This is a genomic window from Pseudoclavibacter sp. RFBG4 (assembly GCF_002931515.1).
Classification (GTDB): domain Bacteria; phylum Actinomycetota; class Actinomycetes; order Actinomycetales; family Microbacteriaceae; genus Pseudoclavibacter.
Genome location: NZ_PSYC01000024.1, coordinates 88060 through 108976, shown reverse-complemented (window position 1 = coordinate 108976; position 20917 = coordinate 88060). Strand labels below are relative to the sequence as shown.

Annotated in this window: 13 protein-coding genes; 6 read left to right on the top strand and 7 right to left on the bottom strand. The window is 70.3% G+C overall.

Translation table 11 applies throughout. The features are described 5' to 3' along the window. Positions 1-41 precede the first annotated feature (41 nt). Complete coding sequence (gene aceA, locus C5E10_RS07505) at positions 42-1352, bottom strand: isocitrate lyase (protein ID WP_104331111.1); 1311 nt, start codon at positions 1350-1352, stop codon at positions 42-44. 134 nt (positions 1353-1486) lie between these two features. Here aceA and C5E10_RS07500 point away from each other — a divergent pair, with 134 nt between their 5' ends. Further along, positions 1487-2950, top strand: coding sequence for an XRE family transcriptional regulator (locus tag C5E10_RS07500; protein WP_104331110.1), 1464 nt, complete (start codon positions 1487-1489; stop codon positions 2948-2950). On the opposite strand, the gene C5E10_RS07495 is transcribed toward C5E10_RS07500, so the two are convergent. Both C5E10_RS07495 and C5E10_RS07490 read right to left on the bottom strand, forming a co-directional pair. Continuing rightward, positions 2902-4311, bottom strand: a complete 1410-nt coding sequence (locus C5E10_RS07495; RefSeq protein ID WP_104331109.1) for an NtaA/DmoA family FMN-dependent monooxygenase — start codon at positions 4309-4311, stop codon at positions 2902-2904. The genes C5E10_RS07500 and C5E10_RS07495 overlap by 49 nt on opposite strands. Next, complete coding sequence (locus tag C5E10_RS07490; protein WP_104331108.1) at positions 4308-5555, bottom strand: LLM class flavin-dependent oxidoreductase; 1248 nt, start codon at positions 5553-5555, stop codon at positions 4308-4310. Before C5E10_RS07490 ends, C5E10_RS07495 begins: the two co-directional genes overlap by 4 nt. A gap of 191 nt (positions 5556-5746) precedes the next feature. On the opposite strand from C5E10_RS07490, the gene C5E10_RS07485 reads away from it, so the two are divergent. Further along, positions 5747-7453 (top strand): sodium:proton antiporter, encoded by a 1707-nt coding sequence (locus tag C5E10_RS07485; RefSeq protein WP_104331107.1) that lies wholly within the window; start codon positions 5747-5749, stop codon positions 7451-7453. A 168-nt stretch (positions 7454-7621) separates the two neighbouring features. On the opposite strand, the gene C5E10_RS07480 is transcribed toward C5E10_RS07485, so the two are convergent. After that, entirely contained in the window at positions 7622-8683 is a 1062-nt protein-coding gene (locus C5E10_RS07480; RefSeq protein WP_104331106.1) for a hypothetical protein, read from the bottom strand. A gap of 179 nt (positions 8684-8862) precedes the next feature. Here C5E10_RS07480 and C5E10_RS07475 point away from each other — a divergent pair, with 179 nt between their 5' ends. From C5E10_RS07475 to C5E10_RS07465, 3 genes are read left to right on the top strand one after another with little or no spacing between them, the layout of a single operon-like run. After that, a complete protein-coding gene (locus C5E10_RS07475; protein WP_104331105.1) occupies positions 8863-9885 on the top strand; it encodes a 3-oxoacyl-ACP synthase III in 1023 nt (340 codons plus the stop codon). Further along, the gene (locus C5E10_RS07470) at positions 9879-12602 is read left to right on the top strand and encodes an alpha/beta fold hydrolase (RefSeq protein ID WP_104331104.1); all 2724 of its coding nucleotides are present in this window, start codon (positions 9879-9881) and stop codon (positions 12600-12602) included. Before C5E10_RS07475 ends, C5E10_RS07470 begins: the two co-directional genes overlap by 7 nt. Next, positions 12599-13597: an NAD(P)-dependent oxidoreductase gene (locus C5E10_RS07465; protein ID WP_104331103.1), complete on the top strand. Its 999-nt coding sequence runs from the start codon at positions 12599-12601 to the stop codon at positions 13595-13597. The genes C5E10_RS07470 and C5E10_RS07465 overlap by 4 nt, the downstream gene beginning before the upstream one ends. A gap of 17 nt (positions 13598-13614) precedes the next feature. Here the strand turns inward: C5E10_RS07465 and C5E10_RS07460 are convergent, their stop codons facing one another. Both C5E10_RS07460 and mgtE read right to left on the bottom strand, forming a co-directional pair. Further along, a complete protein-coding gene (locus C5E10_RS07460; RefSeq protein WP_104331102.1) occupies positions 13615-16080 on the bottom strand; it encodes a LuxR C-terminal-related transcriptional regulator in 2466 nt (821 codons plus the stop codon). Between the two features lie 235 nt (positions 16081-16315). Next, positions 16316-17668 (bottom strand): magnesium transporter, encoded by a 1353-nt coding sequence (gene mgtE, locus C5E10_RS07455; protein WP_104331101.1) that lies wholly within the window; start codon positions 17666-17668, stop codon positions 16316-16318. A gap of 69 nt (positions 17669-17737) precedes the next feature. Between mgtE and C5E10_RS07450 the strand changes: the two genes are divergently transcribed. Continuing rightward, on the top strand, positions 17738-19987 hold the full coding sequence (locus tag C5E10_RS07450) for an excinuclease ABC subunit UvrA (protein WP_104331372.1): 2250 nt from the start codon (positions 17738-17740) through the stop codon (positions 19985-19987). Here the strand turns inward: C5E10_RS07450 and C5E10_RS07445 are convergent. Continuing rightward, positions 19984-20916, bottom strand: a complete 933-nt coding sequence (locus C5E10_RS07445) for a DUF4031 domain-containing protein (protein WP_104331100.1) — start codon at positions 20914-20916, stop codon at positions 19984-19986. The genes C5E10_RS07450 and C5E10_RS07445 overlap by 4 nt on opposite strands. Position 20917 lies beyond the last annotated feature (1 nt).

Sequence of the window (20917 nt, the reverse complement as noted above, 5' to 3'; positions counted from 1 at the left end):
GCGGGTCGGGGAGGTGGAGGGAGAGCGTGACGTCGCGCGGTTCAGTGGAACTGCTCGGACTCGGTGGAGCCGACGAGCGCGAGTGTGGAGCTGGTGGGGTTGAGGCTCGATGACAGGCGGTCGAAGTAGCCGGTGCCGACCTCGCGCTGGTGCTTCGTCGCCGTGTAGCCGTCGGCCTCGCTCGCGAACTCGGCCTCTTGGAGGTCGACGTAGGCGCTCATGTGGCGGGCGCTGTAGTCGCGGGCGAGCGTGTACATGGAGTGGTTGAGCGCGTGGAACCCGGCGAGGGTGATGAACTGAAAGGTGTAGCCCATGGCGGCGAGCTCGCGCTGGAACGCGGCGATCTGCGCGTCGTCGAGGTGTCGCTTCCAGTTGAAGGACGGCGAGCAGTTGTAGGCCAGCTTCTTGTCGGGGAACTCGGCGTGGATGCTCTCGGCGAAGGTTCGGGCCAGCTCGAGGTCGGGTTCGCCGCTCTCGACCCAGAGGAGGTCGGCGTACGGGGCGTAGGCGTGCCCGCGGGCGAGCACGGTCTCGATGCCTGGCTTCGTCTCGTAGAACCCTTCGGCGGTCCGGTCGCCCGTCAAGAATGCTCGGTCGCGCTCGTCGACGTCGCTCGTAATGAGGTTCGCGGCGAGCGAGTCGGTGCGGGCGATGATGACGCTGGGCACGCCGGCGACGTCGGCGGCGAGGCGGGCCGCGTTGAGGGTGCGGATGTGCTGCTGGGTCGGCACGAGCACCTTGCCGCCCATGTGACCGCACTTCTTCTCGCTCGCGAGCTGGTCTTCCCAGTGCACGCCCGCGGCTCCCGCCTGGATCATGGCGGCCATGAGCTCGTAGGCGTTGAGCGGGCCACCGAAGCCGGCTTCGGCATCGGCGACGATGGGCGCGAGCCAGTCGCGGCTCGGTGCCCCGCCCTCGGCGGTCTCGATCTGGTCGGCACGGAGGAGGGCATTGTTGATGCGGCGGACGACGGCCGGTACGGAGTTCGCCGGGTAGAGGCTCTGGTCCGGGTAGGTCTGGCCGGAGAGGTTCGCGTCGGCGGCGACCTGCCACCCGGAGAGGTAGATGGCCTTGAGGCCAGCGCGCACCTGCTGCACGGCCTGGTTGCCCGTGAGGGCCCCGAGGGCGGCGACCCAGCTGCCGTCGTCGTCGTTCACGAGGTCCCAGAGGCGCTCCGCTCCTCGGCGCTCGAGCGTCTGCTCCTCGATGACACTCCCCCGCAGCGCGACGACGTCCTCGGCGGAGAAGTCGCGTGTGATGCCGCTCCAGCGGGCTTCCGTCTTCCAGGCCGTCTCGATGCTCGCGGCCTTCGTCTGCGCCGACTCGGTTCCGTGAGGCGTCGTCTGGTTCATGATGAGCTCCTTTGCTCGAAGAACTGGTGTTGTGTCGATCCTGCGCCGTCCTGGACGCTCGAGACGGAAACGCAAACTAGAAATCTGTCGGTTCTTCTAGCGCGCAGAAGGATGCGTGTGGCACGGTTGCGCACATGGACATCGACGTTCTGACGCTCGGCCGACGCATCCGCTCGATACGGCAGGAGCGGGGCCTCACCCTCGAGGCGCTCGGCGCGGCCATCAAGCGCGCACCCTCGCAGATCTCCGCCATCGAGACCGGGAAGCGCGAGGTTCGACTGACGGAGCTGCAGGCCTTCGCGCGCCTCTTCGGGGTGAGCGTCGACGAGCTGCTCTCCGACGCCCCGCTCTCGAAGCGCGCGTCCCTCGAAGTCGAGCTCGAACGCGCGCAGGCGGGCCGGATCGCCCTCGCGCTCGGCCTCGACCCGCTTCCCATCCGCCGCTCGCTCAGCGACGAGGCCATCGAGACGATCCTCGCTCTCTACCGGGAGCTCGCCAGAATCGACTCAGAGCGGGCCGCGACCCCCGAGGAGGCTCGGCGAGCCAACACCGAGCTGCGGCGTGCCATGCGCGAGCGGGACAACTACTACGCGGAACTCGAGGAGCAGGCCTCTGCGCTGCTCACGAGCGTCGGGCACGAGGACGGGCCGCTGTCGCAGCGCACCGCGGCCGACATCGCGACTCACCTCGGGCTGACGCTGCACTACGTGCGCGACCTGCCCGTCTCGACCCGTTCGGTCGTCGATCGGAGACACGGTCGCATCTACGTGCCCCTTGCCCAGTCGGCGGATGCCGACCCCCGATCCATCATCCTGCAGACCATCTCGAGCTACGTGCTCGGCCACGAGGCGCCGCGCGACTACGCGGAGTTCCTCCTGCAGCGGGTCGAGACGAACTACTTCACCGGGGCGCTCCTGATCCCGGAGCTGGGCGCCGCGAAGCTCATGGGCGCGGCCCAGCGACGTCGGGCGCTGTCGGTCGAGGACCTCCGCGACGCGTACGGGGTGAGCTACGAGACCGCCGCCCACCGGTTCACGAACCTCAGCACCCATCACCTCGGCATCCCGGTCCACTTCCTGAAGGTCAGCGAGTCCGGGGTCATCTCGAAGGCCTACGAGAACGACAGCGTCAGCTTCCCAACCGACGCGCTCGGCGCCGTGGAAGGCCAGTTCGTGTGCAGGCAGTGGAGCGCGCGGCGCGTGTTCGACGTCGAGGATCGCTTCAGCCCGTACCACCAGTACACGGACAAGCCGGTCGGCACCTACTGGTGCACCTCGCGCATCCAGAACACGCCCCTTGGCACCTTCTCGGTCAGCGTCGGCACGGCCTTCGAGCACGCGAAATGGTTCGCGGGGCGCGAGACGACGCGCAGGCACACCTCCACCTGCCCGAACGGCGACTGCTGCCGCCGCCCCTCTGAACAGCTGTCGGCGAGGTGGGCGGGCGCTTCGTTCCCGAACGCCCGCCTCCACACCTCACTGCACGCGGCGATGCCCACCGGTGCGTTCCCCGGCGTCGACGAGGTGGAGGTGTACGAGTTCCTGGATCGTCACGCCCCGGCGGCACCCCCGGAGGCACCGCCCGCGCCGAGCAGCTGACCGCTGGGCGCATCGGCCGATGGCGGCTCCGCCGGCAGTCCGAGCGTCTCGCGGAGGGTGGCCCCAGGCGTGTACTCCTCGCGGTACACGCCGCGCTCCTGCAGCTCCGGGATGACGCCGTCGACGAAGCGGTCGAGCCCGTTGGGGATCAGCGAGGGCACGATGACGAACCCGTCGGAGGCGCCGCCCTGGACGTAGCGGGAGATCTCGTCGGCGATGTGCGACGCGGTCCCGACGAAGGTGTGCCGCGTGTTGAGCTTCACCATCAGCTCGCGCACGGTGAGCGAGTCCCGCTCCGCGATCTCCCTGAACTTGGAGATCTGGGCGCGCTGCTTGGAGAGGTCGTTCGCCTGACCGGCGCGGATGCGCTCGTCGCCAGGCTCGAGGTCGGGCAGCGGGCCGTCCGGGTCGACGCCAGACAGGTCCCTCCCCCACACCTGCTCGAGCATCGCGATCGCCGTCTGCGGGCTGACCTGGGCGAGGGCCTCCTCGCGGGACCGCTCGCGGGCATCGGCCTCAGAATCGCCGATCACGAAGGTCGCGGCCGGCATGATCAGGAGGGAGTCGCGTGAGCGGCCAGCGGCAGGCAGTCGGCCCTTGACGTCGTCGTAGAACCGCTTGCCGTCCTCGAAGGCGGCGTGCAGGGAGAAGATGATCTCGGCGTTCGCCGATGCGAAGTCTCGCCCAGCCGGGGAGTCGCCGGCCTGCACGATGACCGGGTAGCGCTGGGGGCTGCGGGGCACGTTCGGGATCGTCTCGACGTCGAAGTGCTTGCCGACGTGGTTGATGCGGCTGACCCCGCCGGGGCGCAGGTACTCGCCACGGCCGGGGTTGGCGGCGATCGCGTCGGCCTCCCACGCGTCCCAGAGACGCTTCGAGAGCCGCACGAACTCCTCGGCCCGCTCGTAGCGCTCCGCATACTCCAGGAACCCGCCGCGGCGGAAGTTCTGGCCGTGGAAGGCGTCGCTCGACGTGACGACGTTCCAGCCGGCTCGTCCTTCGGAGAGGTGGTCGAGGGTCGCGAGCTGCCTCGCGAGATCTGCCGGCTCGTTGAAGGTCGAGGAGAGCGTGCCGACGAGTCCGATGTGCTCGGTGAGGCTGGCGAGTGCCGCGAGGATCACGAGCGTGTTGGGCCGCCCGACGACGTCGAGCTCGTGGATGCGCCCCTTGTGCTCGCGAAGCCGAAGCCCCTCGGCGAGGAACAGGTAGTCGAACCTGCCGCGCTCGGCGGTCTCCGCGAAGGCCCGGAAGGAGGCGAGGTCGATCTGGCTGCCCGCATCCGGGTCGGTCCAGATGGTCGTGTTGTTGACCCCGGGGAAGTGCGCCGCGAGGTGGACCTGCTTGAGGGGCGTGCCGCTCATGCGCGCTGTGCCTTTCCATCGTTGACGAGGGCGCCGCGGCCGCGAGCCGCCTGGCGGTCTGCATGGGCTGCGGCGAAGCGGTTCGCGGGGCGCGGTTCGAGCCCGAGCGTCTTGCGCAGGCTCGGTGACTTCTCGCGGGGGTTCGGGGGCGAGACGATGCCTCGGGCCTCGAGCATGGGGCGCACCCTGTCGACGAACTCGGCGACGTCGCCGTGGGTCAGGGGGCGGACGCGCACGCCGTCGAGCCCGGCGTCCGCGTACTTGGCGATGAGCTCGGCGGTCGTCACGTTGGATCTGACCACGACCCTGGTGTCGCTGCGGTAGCCGGAGTCTGCGCGGACGCGCTCGTCGAGCGCTCGGAAGTGCTCCTCGGTCGACCCGTCCTCGTCGCCGAGGAAGATCTCCAGGTCGGCGACGACGCGGAGGGGCTCGCCCGTGCGGCCAACGCGCTGCTCGGCCTCGCGGATCGCGGCGAGGAGCTCGGCGACCGTGGCTCGGCCAGGCGTGACGAACACGACGTCGGCCTGCCGAGCCGCGAACTCGAACGCGTCCTGCGTCTGCGCGAGCGCGAAGACCGGCGGCTGCCCCTGCGGCGAGCGCGGCACGATGGAGGGCCCCTTCACGCTGAAGTGCTCGCCCTCGAAGTCCGCGTAGTGCAGGCGGTCCGCGTCGATGAATCGGCCCGTCGGCTCGTCGCGGATGACGGCGTCGTCCTCCCAGCTGTCCCAGAGCCGCCGGATGACCTCGACCGAGTCCGCCCCCTCGGCGAAGATCGCGTCGAGACCGAGTGAGCTCTTGCGTCCGAAGCTCGCCGCCTCCGCGGCACTCGCGTTGAGCTTGGCCCGGAGGCCCGCGCGGCCGAGCGACACGAAGTCGAGGGTCTGGATGCTCGTGGCAGCGTGGAAGGGCTCCGCGTGCGTGAGGCCGATGGTGGGGACGAGTCCGATCCGCTTGGTGTGCGGGGCGAGGGCGGCCGCGAGCAGGGTCGCGTCGAGCGACACCTCGGCGAGATCGCGAGATGCCTCCCAGTCCGGGGCGCTCCCCTCGATCTGGTAGGCGTCCTCGAAGGTGACGTAGTCGATGCCGGCGCGCTCGGCATGCTGGACGAGGTCGCGCCAGTAGCCGAGTTCCGTGAGCCGATTCCCGTCACCCCGTGGCAGCACCGTCCACGCGGCTGGGTGCCAGCCTGCGCCCTGGAGGGCGAGCCCGACCGTGAATCGTCCGGGGCTTGCTCGTCTCGACATGATGCCTCTCTCACGGGATCCGGTTTCCGAGCACGGCGGAGCGCAGCAGCCGCGGTGTTCTGGGTTGCCCGATCGTAGTTCCGCGCATCACAGCCGGGAGTCCGGGTGCGTCACCCGCCGAAATGGAGTGCAACATTGCGACGCGCGCGGGCGACCGGGATCACGGCCGTGGCCGATTAGTCTGCTGTTCCATGGAGCTCGAACTCGCAGTCTTCGGTGTCGCGGCGGTCCTCATCATCGTTGCGGTCGCCGCCATCGCGCCCAAGCTGGGGGTCGCGGCGCCGATCCTGCTGGTGCTCGTCGGCATCGGCGTCGGCTATCTGCCCGGGGTCCCCGACTTCGAGTTCCCCCCTGAGCTGATCCTCACGATCGTGCTGCCGCCCATCCTCTACTCGGCCGCCGTGAACGTCCCGCTGGCGGATTTCCGCCGCAACCTGCGCTCCATCACTGGGCTGTCGGTGCTGCTCGTCATCATCTCGGCGTTCGGCAGCGGGCTGCTCCTCTACGCGCTCCTCCCCGACCTGAACCTCGCCGCCGCGATCGCGCTCGGGGCTGTCATCAGCCCGCCGGATGCGGTGGCCGCGACGGCGGTCGGCAAGCGGCTCGGCCTTCCTCCGCGCCTCGTGACGGTGCTCGAGGGCGAGGGCCTGGTGAACGATGCGACGGCGCTCGTCATGCTCCGCAGCGCGATCGCGGCGACGGCGGGAGCGCTGTCGTTCTGGGGGGCTGTCGGTGACTTCGTGCTCGCCGTGACCCTGGCCGTCGTGCTCGGCGCCGTGGTCGGCGCGGTCACCGTGTACGTGCGCTCCAAGCTCGACAGCGCCGTGCTGACGACGGCGATCTCGTTCACGGTGCCCTTCCTGGCCTACGTGCCGACGGAGGAGGTGGGTGGCTCCGGTGTGCTCGCGGTTGTGGTCGCGGGCCTCATCACGGGGCACGCCAGTGCGAGCCGCTTCAGCCCGCAGGATCGCATCAGCGAGCGCACGAACTGGCGCACGGCGCAGCTCCTGCTGGAGAACGGCGTCTTCCTCCTCATGGGCTTCGAGCTGTCGGCGCTCATCGAGTCCGTCGACGGCGACGCGGACGGCATCGGGCTGCTGCATGCCGTCGGCATCGGCCTGCTCGCGACGATCGCGCTGGTCGTCATCCGGGTGCTGTTCGTCATCCCGCTCGTGCTGATGCTCCGAAGGGAGCAGCGCCGCGCCGAGCTCGTCGCGCCTCGCGTCGAGCAGTTCCTCAAGCGGGTGACTGCCCCAGGACTCGCGAGCGCGCGGCCGCGCCTCGTCGACCGAGCCAAGCGCGCGAGCGCCGATATCGCGTTCTATCGTGACGAGGGGCTCGGCTGGCGAGGCGGGGCCGTGCTCGCGTGGTCCGGGATGCGCGGGGTCGTCACGCTCGCGGCGGCGCAGTCGCTGCCCGCGGATTTCCCGTACCGGCCGCAGCTCGTGCTGATCGCCTTCACGGTGGCGATCGTGACGCTCGTCGTGCAGGGCGGCACCCTCCCGCTCCTCATCAGGAAGCTCGGGGTCACCGGCACGGACGCCGACGCGGACGCGCGCGAGCTCGCGAGCCTCGCCGACGAGGTGTTCGACGTCGCGCGCGAGTCGCTCGCGAACCCGGAGCTTCGGCGTGCGGATGGTGGAGAGTACGACGCTGAGCTGCTCGAGCAGGTGCAGGGCGTCGCGTCCCGCATGAGCCGGCTGCTCTCGAAGTCCGTCGACCTCGACGAGGACGCGCAGGACACGCACGTGCAGCGGCGGGAGCTCACCCGCATCCTGCTCGACAACGCCCAGCTGGCGCTGCTCGATGCGCGGTCGTCAGGGAGCTACTCGTCTCGGACCATCGAGCAGGCGCAGCACCGCCTCGATGCCGAGGCTCTCCGCTTCGGCGGCGCCTGACGCGAGTCTGGGAGGCGGGCCAAACGCGAGTTCGCGCGACGCCCGACGCGAGATCGGTCGACGCGACTCCGTCGCGCACGACGGCGGGGTGCGGGCTCGTCCTGAGCCCGCACCCCGCCGTGTCGTTCGAGCACCCGTCGGCCGCTGCCGTGAGCGCTGCCGGTGCGACTACGCCGTGGCGTTCAGCGGATACCGCAGCGTGGCGGCCACCTCGGCGCCGTCGACGAGGTCGCCACGCCGGACGGCCCTGACCTTTGCGCCGTGCTTGAGGGCGCGGGCCGCGATCTCGTCCACGATGGCGTAGGTGTGCGGGCCGGGCGTCTCGGCGCGCGTGAGCTTGCCGTCCTCGTCGAGCTCGCCCTCCAGGGTCGAGTCCATGTCGAAGTAGAGCTCGGCGACGGCGCCCTGCGAGGCGGCCTTGGCGACCTCGTTGATGGAGGTGGTCGCGTGGCCGTTGCTCCGCTTCGTGCCGAACTCCTCCCGCCAGTCGTTGATCTCTCCCCGGTAGTGGTCGTCGAGGATGCCGCGCGCCTTCGCGTCGAGCTCCCCCGGCGCGAGCGAACCGGGGTGGGCGCCGATGCGCTGCTCGAGGAGCCCCGGGTACTCGTTCACGGCCCGGTAGGCGGTGTCGAAGTCGCCGGTCGCGGCGAGGATGAGCGGGGCACCCGAGTCTCGGAGGATCGGGATGACCTGCTCCTGCACGATGCGCGCGAAGCGCTCGTGCCCGATCCGGTCGCCCGTCGTTCCCTGCGCGCGCTGCCGGTCGAAGCGGCCGCCGGTGGTCGTGTGCTCGAGCACCGTCGCGAGGTCGTCGGGGAGGCCCTCGATGGGCAGCTGGCGCGGCTTCGCGTCGGCGAGCACCTCGAAGAGCGTCACCTCGCCTCGGGAGAGCCCGAGCACGAAGCCGCAGTTCGGGAACGTCGTCGCGCGCAGCAGTGCGCCCACGTCGAAGCGGTCGCCCACCGCGACGTGATGGCCGAGGCGATTGGCGAGGCGGAAGGTGCGGAAACGGTCACCGGACGCGAGGATGACGAGGGAGCGGGATTGCGCCCGCCAGAACTCGGGATCGGACTCGAGCTGCTTCGCTGGATCGAGGATCTTCGCGATGCGCGTCCGATCCAGGCCGAGGGTCTCGAGCTCCTTCGCCGCCTGGCTCACGGCGGCCCGCAACTCCAGTCGCAGGGCCTCCGACTCGCTCGGGGCGCTCGAGGCCGGGATGGCGATGCTCACGCTGCCCTCGCCCCGGTACTCGGTCAGTTCAAGCAGATCTTCATGGCTAGGAATATCACTTGGCAACATCTCTGCACGCTAATGATCGGGCCTGAGAGTTCGGTCATCGGGGAGCACCTAGACTGACGTGGTTACGCCCCTCCCCACTCTCTGCACGGCTCAGGACGCAAATCACATCTATGACAGGTAACGCGACTACTCGCTTCCACAACGTCTCGCTGCTGTCGGTCGCGAGCAGCCTTCCCTCGAAGGCAACGGCTTCGGCAGACATCGAAGGCAAGCTCTCCGCAGGCCTGAAGCGACTCAGACTCCCAGGCAACCTCCTCGAGCGCGTCGCTGGCGTGACCGAGCGACGGAACTGGGCTGAGGGCGAATCGTTCACCGAGGCGACCGTCGCCGCCGGCCACGAGGCGCTGCGCCGCGCGGGTGTGGACGCGAGCGAGGTGGGCCTGCTCATCAACACGTCCGTGACCCGGACCCATCTCGAGCCATCGGTGGCCGTGCGCATGCACCACGGTCTCGGCATGCCGAGCTCCGCCGTGAACTTCGACATCGCGAACGCGTGCCTCGGCTTCGTGAACGGCATGACGCTCGCAGCGCAGATGATCGAGGCTGGCCAGATCCGCTACGCCATCATCGTCAACGGCGAGGACGCCGACGAGATCCAGGTGAACACCATCAACCGGCTGCTCCGCGACGACATCGGGCGCGAGGACTTCATGAGCGAGTTCGCGAGCCTCACGCTCGGCTCCGGTGCGGCGGCAGCCGTGCTCGGACGCACGGACGAGCATCCCGAGGGGCACCAGATCCTCGGCGGCGTGACGCGAGCCGCGACCCAGTTCCACGAGCTGTGCGTCGGCAGCGTGCAGGGCATGTTCACGGATGCCAAGGCGCTGCTGCGCGGCGGCCTCGACCTCGTCGTGTCGGCCTGGAAAGAGGCGCAGACCGACTGGAACTGGTCGTCGATGGACCACTACATCACCCACCAGGTGTCGCGCGTCCACACCAATGCGATCGTCAAGGCCGTCGGCCTCGACGCCAAGCGCGTGCCGACCACCTACCCGACGCTCGGGAACGTCGGTCCCGCGTCCATCCCCATCACCCTCGACCTGCAGTCGAAGAGCCTGAAGCGCGACGACCGGGTCCTCCTCATGGGGGTCGGGTCCGGCCTCAACACGGCGATGATGGAGCTCAAGTGGTGAGGTCGGCCTGCCGCCCACCCGCCGGCCTGCCCGGACTCCAGGAACGATTCAGCCGCCTCGTCGAGACGACGGGCGTCGGCGAGGACACCGGCACGAGCCGCACCTGGCACCTCCTCGACACGGCGCCGATCCTCCAGGAGCTGGGGATCGAGCCCGTCGGCACGGTCCTCGCCGTGCACGGCAACCCCACATGGTCGTACCTCTGGCGCTCGCTGGTGAGCGAATCGATCTCGGCCGCCGAGTCCGGGGCATCCGCGTGGCGCGTCATCGCGGTCGACCAGCTCGAGATGGGCTTCTCCGAGCGCACCGAGGTGCGTCGCACCCTCGAGCAGCGCATCCTCGACCTCGGCGCGCTGACCGACGAGCTCGAGCTCAGCGGCGACGTCGTCTCCCTCGGCCATGACTGGGGCGGGGTCGTCGCCCTCGGCTGGGCGGTCCGCCACCCGGAGCTGCTCACCGCGGTCGCCTCCCTCAACACCGCCGTCGACCAGCCGAGCGAGCTGCCCATCCCGGCCGCCCTGCGCCTCGCCCGCTTCGGCCCAGTGCTGCGCGCATCCACGTCGACGAGCCCGGCCTTCCTGGCAACGACGCTCGCCCTCGCGAATCCGCCGCTCACCGCCCAGGTGAAGGCCGCCTACTCTGCGCCCTACCTCGATCGCGCGTCGAGGCTCGGCATCGAGCAGTTCGTGGCCGACATCCCGGTCGACGAATCCACCAAGAGCCACGCGGCGCTGCAGGGGGTCTCGGCTGGCGTCGCGGCGCTCGACGTGCCAGCGCTGCTGCTCTGGGGCCCCCGCGACCCGATCTTCACCGACCTGTACCTGGGCGACCTCATGCGTCGCCTCCCCCACGCCGAGGTGCACCGCTTCGAAGGCGCGGGTCACCTCATCGCGGAGGACACCCCGTACGCGACGCATCTCCTCGCCTGGCTCGACGACGTCGCCGCGGGAACCGCTCGTCGCCGAGGCCAGCACGTTCCGGCGCCGAGCCCCGACGACACATCCGCGCCCATGTGGGCTGCATTGGACGAGCACCGTGACGACCCCAGCATCGCCGCCCTCGAGATGGGGCGCGGGGCGGACGGGGCCCCGCTGCGGGTCTCCTGGCGTCAGCTTGCGCGCCGAGTCGAAGAGATCGCGGCCGGCCTGAGCGCCGTCGGGGTGCGCCGGGGCGACCGTGTCTCCCTGCTCGTGCGGCCCGGCGTCACCCTCACCGCCATCGTCTACGCCTGCCTGCGCATCGGCGCCGTCGTCGTCGTCGCGGATGCCGGGCTCGGCGTCAAGGGCCTCTCCCGCGCCGTCCGCGGCGCCTGGCCCGACGTCATCATCGGCCAGGTCCCCGGCCTGACGGCGGCCAAGGCGCTCGGCTGGCCTGGCATGCGCATCAGCGCCACGAGCATCCCCGCCAGCGCTCGAGCCGCCCTCGGTGTCGCGCACTCGCTCGCCGAGGTGGCCGAGCTCGGGCGCGGCGCGGCACTGCCGGCTCCTCCCGGCCCAGAGGACCTCGCAGCGGTGCTGTTCACCTCGGGCTCGACCGGACCCGCGAAGGGCGTCGTGTACACGCACCGCCAGCTGCAGGCGGTGCGGGACACGCTCCGCGACGCCTACGGGGTGACGGCCGAATCTGGCCTCGTCACGGGCTTCGCGCCATTCGCCTTGCTCGGCCCGGCCCTCGGAACACGGTCGGTGACGCCGGACATGGACGTCACCTCCCCTCGAACCCTCACGGCCACCGCGGTGGCCGATGCGGTCGTGGCGGCGGATGCGCGCATCGTGTTCCTCTCGCCGGCCGCGATCCTCAACGTCGTCGCGACGCGAGACGAGCTCGATGCGGCGCAGCGGGAGGCCCTCGGGAGCGTCGACACGTTCCTCTCGACGGGGGCACCCATCGGGGCGCGACTGCTCGACGACGCCTGCGCCCTCATGCCGAACGCGGAGGCGCACACTCCCTACGGGATGACCGAGTGCCTGCTCGTCACCGACATCGACCGCGACGGCATCTCCGCTGCCGCACTCGCCGCTGACCACGGCGTGTGCGTCGGCACGCCGATCGGGCGCAACGTCGTCCGCATCAGCGCTCTCGACGAGACGGGTGCCGCGACCGGCGCCCCCTCCGACGAGGCTGGTGTGCTGGGCGAGGTCATCATCAGCGCCCCGCACCTCAAGGAGCGCTACGACCGCCTCGCCATGACCGATCGGGCCGCCGTGCGCGACCTGCCCGGCGGCGGCGCAGAGTCCGCCAGTCAAGGAACCCCCGATCAGGCACCCTCCGATCAGGAAGATCCCGACCACGACGACCTGGGCCGCTGGCACCGCACTGGCGACGTCGGCCACCTCGACGCGGAGGGGCGTCTCTGGATCGAGGGCCGCCTCCCCCACGTCTTCGTGACGGTCGATGGTCCACTCGCGCCGGTCGGCACTGAGCAGGACCTCGAGACGCTGCCGTGGGTGCGGCGCGCCGCGGTCGTCGGCGTCGGACCGGCAGGAACGGCGCAGGCCGTGGCCGTGCTCGAGACCAGGGAACACTCTCGAGGGGTCCGTGTGGCCGAGGCGGAGCTCGCCGATGCGCTCCGCGCCTCCACGACGCAGCCGCTCGCTGCCGCGCTCATCGTTCCCGAGCTGCCCACCGACATCAGGCACAACTCGAAGATCGACCGAACAGCGCTCGCCAGCTGGGCCGAGCGCGCGCTCTCCGGGGAGCGGGTGTCGGCCCCGTGAGGGTGCTCGTGACCGGGGCGAGCGGCATGCTGGGGCGCGCCGTCGCGGTGCAGCTGCGTGACGAGGGCCATGAGGTCACGACGATGCAGCGCAGCGCGAGCGGCATCGACGGCGTGACGGATGCGCTCGGCTCGATCACCGACGATGCGGCCGTGGCGCGTGCCGTCAACGGGATGGAGGGGGTTGTCCACCTCGCAGCCAAGGTGTCGCTGAGCGGACCGGAGGCCGAGTTCGAGGCCGTCAACATCGCCGGGACCGAGCGTCTCGTCGAGCACGCGAAGGCTGCGGGCGCGACCCGCTTCGTCATGGTCTCCTCCCCCTCCGTGGCCCACTTCGGTGCCGCCATCCACGGCGCGGGTGCGGATGCGGCCAGGCCCGACCTCGCCCACGGGAGCTACGCCCGGACGAAGGCGGAAGCAGAGCTGCGTGCTCTCGCCGCCGACGCCCCGGACTTCGCCGTCGTCGCGGTGCGCCCCCACCTGGTGTGGGGCCCCGGCGACACCCAGCTCGTGGCGCGCATCCTCGACCGGGCGTCGAGGGGCACGCTGCCGCTCCTCGGGCGCGGTGCGGCCCTCATCGACTCCTGCTACGTCGACAACGCCGCCTCGGGTATCGCAGCGGCGCTGCGGCGAGCGCCGGTCGCCCACGGGAACAGCTACGTCATCACGAACGGGGAGCCTCGGACCGTCGCGGAGCTCATGGAGGGGATCTGCCGCGCGGGCGGGGCGCCGCCGCCCCGCCTCCGGGTGCCGGCCGTCCTCGCTCGGGCCGCCGGCTCCCTCATCGAGGGTGTGTGGCGCATCCGACCGGGGCAGGACGAGCCGCCGATGACGCGATTCCTCGCCGAGCAGCTCTCGACGGCGCACTGGTTCGATCAGCGACGCACGCGCACGGATCTCGACTGGGCGCCGGCGGTGTCGCTGGAAGAGGGGCTGCAGCGCCTCGCCGACCACACCGCGGGTTCCAACCCGGGATCGGGCCGAGCGCGACGCTAGCTCGTGTCACACAGTGCCTAGTCGAGTAGGCCCCGCCGTTCGGCGGCGGCCACCGCGGACCGCCGGTCGCCGATCCCGAGCTTGCGGAACACGCTGCGCAGCTGCGCTCGCACGGTGTGCACGGAGACGAAGCGCTGCGCGGCGATCTGCGCGTTGGTCCAGTTCTGGCCCACGAGCCTGAGCACCTCGATCTCGGCGCTCGAGAGCTCCTCGCCGACCGTGGAGGCGGACAGCGGTCGGGAGTCTGCAGCGACGACGACAAGCAGGTCCGAGATGCGGGTCGGCAGCTTGTCGCTGATGGACGCCATGAGGGCAGCGTCGCTGTCCGTCGCGAAGCGGAGCGCGAACCGGGCGTTGCGATCGTCGAGGCACTGGGTGGCGATCGTCGCGATGCGGTTGGCTGCGGCGACCAGATTGCCCATCCGCAGCAGGCATAGCGCCGTGATCGTCCGTGCGATGGATGCGAACCTCGGGGCGAGCTTGGTGTCGCCAAGGGCTGCCTCGGCGTGCGCGAGGGCTTCCCTGTGTCGGCCACTGGCGAGCTCGACCAGGCACCGGGCGAGGCTGATGTAGCAGTCGCCCTGCGCGCCTGGGTAGTCGGCCGCCCGCTGCGCGCGAACGTTCTGACCGCGAGTGAGGAAGAAGGTCGTCGCCGCGAACGTCAGCAGGGTGGAGGGGCGCCCGTCGCGCCAGGACTCCGCGCTCAGCTCGAGGAGCTGATCGACCTCGGCGATCGGGTCCTCGTCGCCGACGAGCGCTTCCATGAGGATCCGGACGGTGGCCGCCGTGTCCTGCGGCAGAACCGCTCGGGGCAGGTCGCGGAGCTTCCTGGCCACGCCGAGCGCCCCATCTTCGTCGCCGTCGTCGAGCAGCTCGAAGCACTCGGCGATGCCGGGGAGGCTCCGCCCCGTGAGCTTCTCCGCGTCGGTCTGGCGGAGCCCGCAGATGACCCCGATGATCTCGACGTGCCGCAGCGCATCCGCGTCGGTTCGGTTGAAGCTCTCGCCGTGCTCGGCGGCGAGGCCTGCGAGCTCGAGCGCGAACGGCAGGTCATCGGAGAGGATCGCGGCCCCCTCGAGCGCGAGGCAGTCGGCCGCGAACCGGCCGCGGGCGGTGGGCGAGGCAGCCAGCGCGGCGAGCAGAGTCCCGTCGCCGTCGCGAATGAGGCCCTTCGCATCTCGGAGGCATCGCCGGGCCGCCGCACGGTCACCCCCGAAGGAGGTCGCGAGCGAGTGCCTGGTGACCTGAGCGAAGAGGCCGACGGGGTCGCTCGGCGCGATCATCGTCGTCGCGAGGCTTGACTCGCGGAGGCTGAGCAGGACGCCGCGTGTCGCCCCGAAGCGTCGCCACTTGAAGAGCGCGACGAGCAGGCGTGTGCTCACGAGGCGAGCGAGCACGCTCGCCGGGGCCTGCAGCATCTCCTCGACGGTCTCGCGGGGCGCGTACTCGTAGATGGTCCTGAAGTGGCGCTGCGCTATCGACTCGACTTCACCCCACGTGCGAGCTCTCACGGCCAGGAAGAGCCGCTGCATGACGTTCAGCTCTTCCGGGAAGGATCCGATGGCCCTGGCGGCGGACGTTCGCACCTCATGTGGGGAGCGGTCCGCGTTGAGGCGCCTGAAGGTGTCGGCGTGCCAGATGAACTCGACGTCGAGCGTGATGCGGTTGATCTCGGTCGTGCCGTACGGCGAGGAGGCGAGCTGGTCGAACCAGTGATCGCCGGCGATCTCCGGGGCCAGCAGGCGGAGGTCACTCCTCGAGAAGCGACGCAGCACGCTCAGGGCCCGCATCATGCGGACCGCGTCGACGCGGTCGAGCTCCGCGGGGTCGAAGCGGCGGAGCTCCTGCAGTGTCAGGGCGGCGCTCGACGCACCGCTGACGGTGGACCATCCGTCCGCATGCGCGTCAGAACGGCACCGCTGCAGGGCGATGCGGGTCGTGAGGGGGTGACCGGCGAGCGCATCGAGGAGCCGCATGCGAAGCTCTGGCGGTGCTCCTGGCTGGTTGAGGGCCAGCAGCCCATCGAGCTCGGAGGCGTTGAAGGCGAGCTCGCTCGGATGGATGACCAGCCCAGCGGGGCCGAGCGAGGCGGCCCAATCAGGCATGGCGAGGGAGGCGATGAGGAACCGCGCGCCCCGGTCGGGGCCGGTCACGAACCGTCTGATGTCTTCCCACAGCTCGTCGTCCTGCGCCACGATGAGGTCGTCGAGCATGACCGCGGTGCGACCCGCGTGTGCTCCGGAGTCCAGTTCGGCCAGGACGCGAAGCAGCTCGGCGCGGGAGGCGCACCAGAGAACCGTGATGCCGGCCGCGCCGAGCTTGCCCTGCATCTGCCTGAGGAGCGTCGTGCGACCGCCGCCCGGCATCCCGACGATGAGGGTGAGGCGCTGTCCGGCGAGCGCGAGCCCCGAGAGCCGGTCGCGGTCGAGCGTGTGCCACGGCTCGGCGGCGCGAGGCCCATCGTTGAGCGTGCTGCTGGACATGTCTGCCCTCTCCTGCTGATCCTCAGCGCTGCGCGCTGCGGACTCCCCCCAGAGTCCTGCGTGGTGTCGGAGATCGTCCGCCTACGCCACGCCTCGGCCCCACGATACGGTTTCGGAGGGCGACGCGTCGTATACGGTCTGGGCACTGTGCGGCGGTCTCCACACGATGCGAAGCACGAGCTCCGTGTCCGCTCAGGAGGGCCCCACCTCCCTCCGGGAGCCAGGGGCGCTTCCGTCAGATGCCGAGCACTGATTTCGCGATGGAGAAGTAGACGATGAGTCCCGTCGCGTCGCAGAAGGTCGAGATGAAGGGCGTCGAGAAGACCGCCGGATCGACCCGGATGGACTTCGCGACCAATGGCATGACGCCGCCGACGGTCGCCGAGATGGTGCAGACGGAGAGCAGCGTCAGGCCGATGACGGTGCCGATGCCCACCCCGTAGAAGATCGTCGCGACGGCGAAGGCCACTGCCCCCAGCGAGACGCCGAGCACGATGCCCGTGCGCAGCTCCTTGAGGGCGACGGGCCAGGCGTTCCTCGGTCGAACCTCCCCCATCGCCAGGGCCCTCGTCACGGTTGTCGCGGCCTGCGATCCCGTATTGCCGCCGATGCCGGTGAGGAGGGGGATGAACAGGGCGAGTGCGACCTGCTGCTCGAGGGTCGCCTCGAAGAGCTCGAGCACGCTCACGGTCAGGATGGCGGAGATCGCGAGCACGAACAGCCAGACGACGCGCGAGCGCACGACCGCGAAGACGGGGGTCGTCAGATAGGGGCGCCTCAGCGGCTCGGAGGCTCCAGCGTGCGCCTCGTCCTCGTCGCGGGCGGCCTCGACCATGCGGTGCGCGTCGTCTCCCGTGAGGAGGCCGAGGAGGCGCTCCTCACGGTCGACGATGGGCATCGCAAGGACTCCGCGGTCGACGAGCGTCCGGGCCGTCACCTCGGCGTCGTCATCGGCGTGCGCGTAGAGGGCGGTCGCCATGTGCTGCTCGACGGCGTCGCTCGGCGACGCGAAGAACAGCTCGCGGAGGCTGACGACCCCGAGGAGGCGCCGCCCGTCGTCGATGACGGGGATCGTGTAGATCGTCTCGGCGTCCGCGCCTCGCTGCTGGATGCGCTCCAGCGCCACCCCCACGAGCTCATGCGCGTACACGTGCACGTAGTCGGGCGTCATGCGCCTGCCGACGGACCCGACCGGGTAGCCGAGGATGATCGCCGTCTCGCCGCGTTCATCCGCCGGCAGCTCCTGCACGAGGCGCTTCGCGATCTTCGCCGGGAGCTCGTCCATGAGGGCGACCCGGTCGTCGGCGTCGAGCTCCGCGAACACCCGGGCGACGTCGGCGTCGGAGAGCTGCGTGACGACCTCGCGCTGAGCTGGGGCGTCCATCCGCTCGAACACGGTCATGGCCTCGTCCTTCGGCAGCAGACGGAACGCGACCCCGGCATCCCGGGCCGGGAGGCGCTCGAGCAGCACGGCCACGTCCGGAAGCGGCGCGCTCGCCAGGGCGGTCGCGGCGGCGCTCAGGTCTCCGCGAGCGAGTTCGGTCGAGACGAGTTCGACGAGATCGTCGAGGGAGTGGATCGGAGGCATGGGGGCATCGAAGCACACCCTGACCTCGGGGGCGTGGCTCGCACCTCGGCGGGTCGCTACGATCGCCGCATGCATGAATCCATACGCGTGCGCGGCGCTCGTGAGAACAACCTCAAGGGAATCGACGTCGACATCCCGAAGCGCAAGCTCACGGTCTTCACGGGCGTCTCCGGATCAGGCAAGAGCTCGCTCGTGTTCGGGACGATCGCGGCCGAGTCCCAGCGCCTCATCAACGAGACGTACACGGCCTTCGTGCAGTCGTTCATGCCGAGCCTTGCCCGGCCCGACGTCGAGGTGCTCGAAGGGCTGAGCGCGTCCATCGTGGTCGACCAGGAGCGCATGGGCGCGAACGCCCGCTCCACGGTTGGCACGGCGACCGACGCGCACACGATGCTCCGCATCATCTTCTCCCGCCTCGGGGCTCCTTCAGCTGGACCAGCCGGCCACTTCAGCTTCAACCTCGCCGAGGGCATGTGCCCTCGCTGCGAGGGCATCGGACGCGTCACCGACCTCGACATCGATGAGGTCGTCGATCGTACGAAGTCGCTGAACGAGGGCGCGATCACGATTCCCGGCTACAAGGTCGACGGGTGGATGGTGCGCGGATACTCGGACGCGCCGTTCCTCGACGGCGACAAGAAGATCGCCGACTTCTCCGAGGCCGAGCTGCACGACTTCCTCTACAAGGAGCCGACGAAGGTCAACATGCCGGCCCTCAACATGAACCTGACCTACGAGGGGCTCATCCCCCGCATCCAGAAGTCGATCCTGTCGAAGGACCCGGATGCGGTGCAGCCCGCGATCCGCGCCTTCATGGACCGCGCGGTCACGTTCACTGCCTGTCCGGAGTGCGCAGGGGCGCGCCTGAACCAGGCGGCCCTCGCGAGCCGCATCCAAGGCAGGAACATCGCCGACTGCTCGGCGATGCAGATCAGTGACCTCGCGGCGTTCATGACGGGCGTGCAGGACCGGCAGGTCGCCCCGGTCATCGCGACCCTGCAGGAGACGCTCGACTCTCTCGTGAACATCGGGCTCGGCTACCTGAGCCTCGACCGGGAGTCGGGGAGCCTCTCGGGTGGCGAGGCGCAGCGGGTGAAGATGGTGCGGCATCTGGGCTCGAGCCTCACCGACGTCACCTACGTGTTCGACGAGCCGACGGTCGGGCTCCACCCGCACGACATCCAGCGCATGAACGAGCTCCTGCTGCGCCTGCGCGACAAGGGGAACACGGTGCTGGTCGTGGAGCACAAGCCCGAGACGATCGCGATCGCCGACCACGTCGTCGACCTCGGGCCCCGTGCGGGTTCCGGTGGTGGAGAGCTGCAGTTCGCGGGCACCGTCGAGGGCCTGCGCGCGTCGGGGACCCTCACGGGCACGCACCTCGACGACAGGGTCTCGCTCAAGGAGGAGCCGCGGAGCTCGAAGACGAGCCTCGAGATCCGCGGGGCGACGCGACACAACCTCAAGGACGTGGACGTCGATATCCCCCTTGGCGTGCTGACGGTCGTGACGGGGGTCGCAGGCTCGGGGAAGAGCTCCCTCATCCACGGGTCGATCCCGAAGTCAGCCAACGTGGTCGTCGTCGACCAGACCGCCATCCGCGGCTCCAGGCGGAGCACACCCGCCACGTACACGGGGGTCCTCGATGCGATCCGGGCGGCCTTCGCGAAGGCCAACGGCGTCAAGCCGGGCCTGTTCAGCGCGAACTCCTCTGGTGCCTGCCAGAAGTGCAACGGTCTCGGGGTCATCTTCACGGACCTCGCCATGATGGCGGCCGTGTCGACGGTGTGCGAGGAATGCGAGGGCAGGCGCTTCCAAGCTGAGGTGCTCGCCTACACGCTCGATGGCAAGAACATCAGCGAGGTGCTGTCGATGTCGATCGCGGAGGCGCACGCGTTCTTCTCCACCGGTCCCGCCAACAAGGTGCTGGGGCGCCTCGTCGACGTCGGGCTCGGCTACCTGGGGCTCGGGCAGCCCCTCACGACACTCTCGGGTGGCGAGCGGCAGCGGCTCAAGCTCGCGATCCACATGGCCGAGAAGGGCGGCGTGTACGTGCTCGACGAGCCGACGACGGGCCTGCACCTCGCGGATGTGCGGCAGCTGCTCTCGCTGCTCGATCGGCTCGTGGACTCGGGGAAGTCGGTCATCGTCATCGAGCATCATCAGGCGGTCATGGCACACGCCGACTGGATCATCGACATCGGCCCCGGCGCTGGTCACGATGGCGGTTCGGTGGTGTTCGAGGGGACGCCGGCGCAGCTCGTTGCCGATCCGTCGACCCTCACCGGCAAGCACCTCGCGGGCTACGTGGGCGCCTAGCTGCGAAGCGCTTCGAGCTCGCGCTCCAAGTTTCGTCTCGCGCGCTCCTCCCAGTCCTCCGGGACCGCAGGTGACACGAAGAGGCGGGGCGTCGCGAGCAGCGTCTCGAGCACGGACGCGCGGCCGGCGCGCCACTGCTCGTCGGTGACGTGCGCGTAGTCGCGCCTGACCAGTGCGACGTAGCGCGCGTAGCCGTCCTCCGAGCGGGCGAGGACGGCGAGGTCGGCGTCCATGAGGATCTGACCGGCCACGTCGCTCTCCGCCACCGCGTGGACGATGGTCGCAAGTACGAGGCGCTCGACGTCGGCGACGAGGGTGGCGTCGACGCTGAGAGCCGTGAGCCGCTCGACGGCGAGGTCGGCGCTGGCGCGTTCGTCGTCGCCTGCGGTGCCCTCGTAGACCGAGTCGTGGAACCAGGCGGCGAGCCTGGCGGTCAGCAGTTCGCGCTCGGCCAGGGGCGCGCCGGTCTCGGCGGCGCGGAGGCGCATGATGTCGATGGCGTCCAGCACCGAGAGCAGGTGCGTCGCGTCGTGGTAGTGACGGGAAGGAGCCGACCAGGCGTCGAGGAGCTCGTCGCGGAGCGCATCCGTCGCCGGCTGCCTGCCAGCAGTCACGGGCAGCTCGAGCTCGGCCCAACGTCGGATGAGGGTGAGCCGGGCTCGCTTGGGCCTGTCGCGCGCGGGCACGCGCACGCCTCCCGCGACGAGTCGGCGCACGAGCTCGGAGCCCCCGACGGGTTCGGCCCCGAGCGCGACGAGGGCGTCGTATTGCTCCGCCGGGACGTCGTAGTGGTCGACGTCGAAGGCGCGGTCGCGGATGCCGGCCCTCCGGGCGAAGGCATGCAGCTCGTCGACGGAGGCGTCGGACACGAGGTGCGAGAACGTCGTGCCGTGCGCGGGCCAGACGGGCGGATCGATCAGGATGACCATC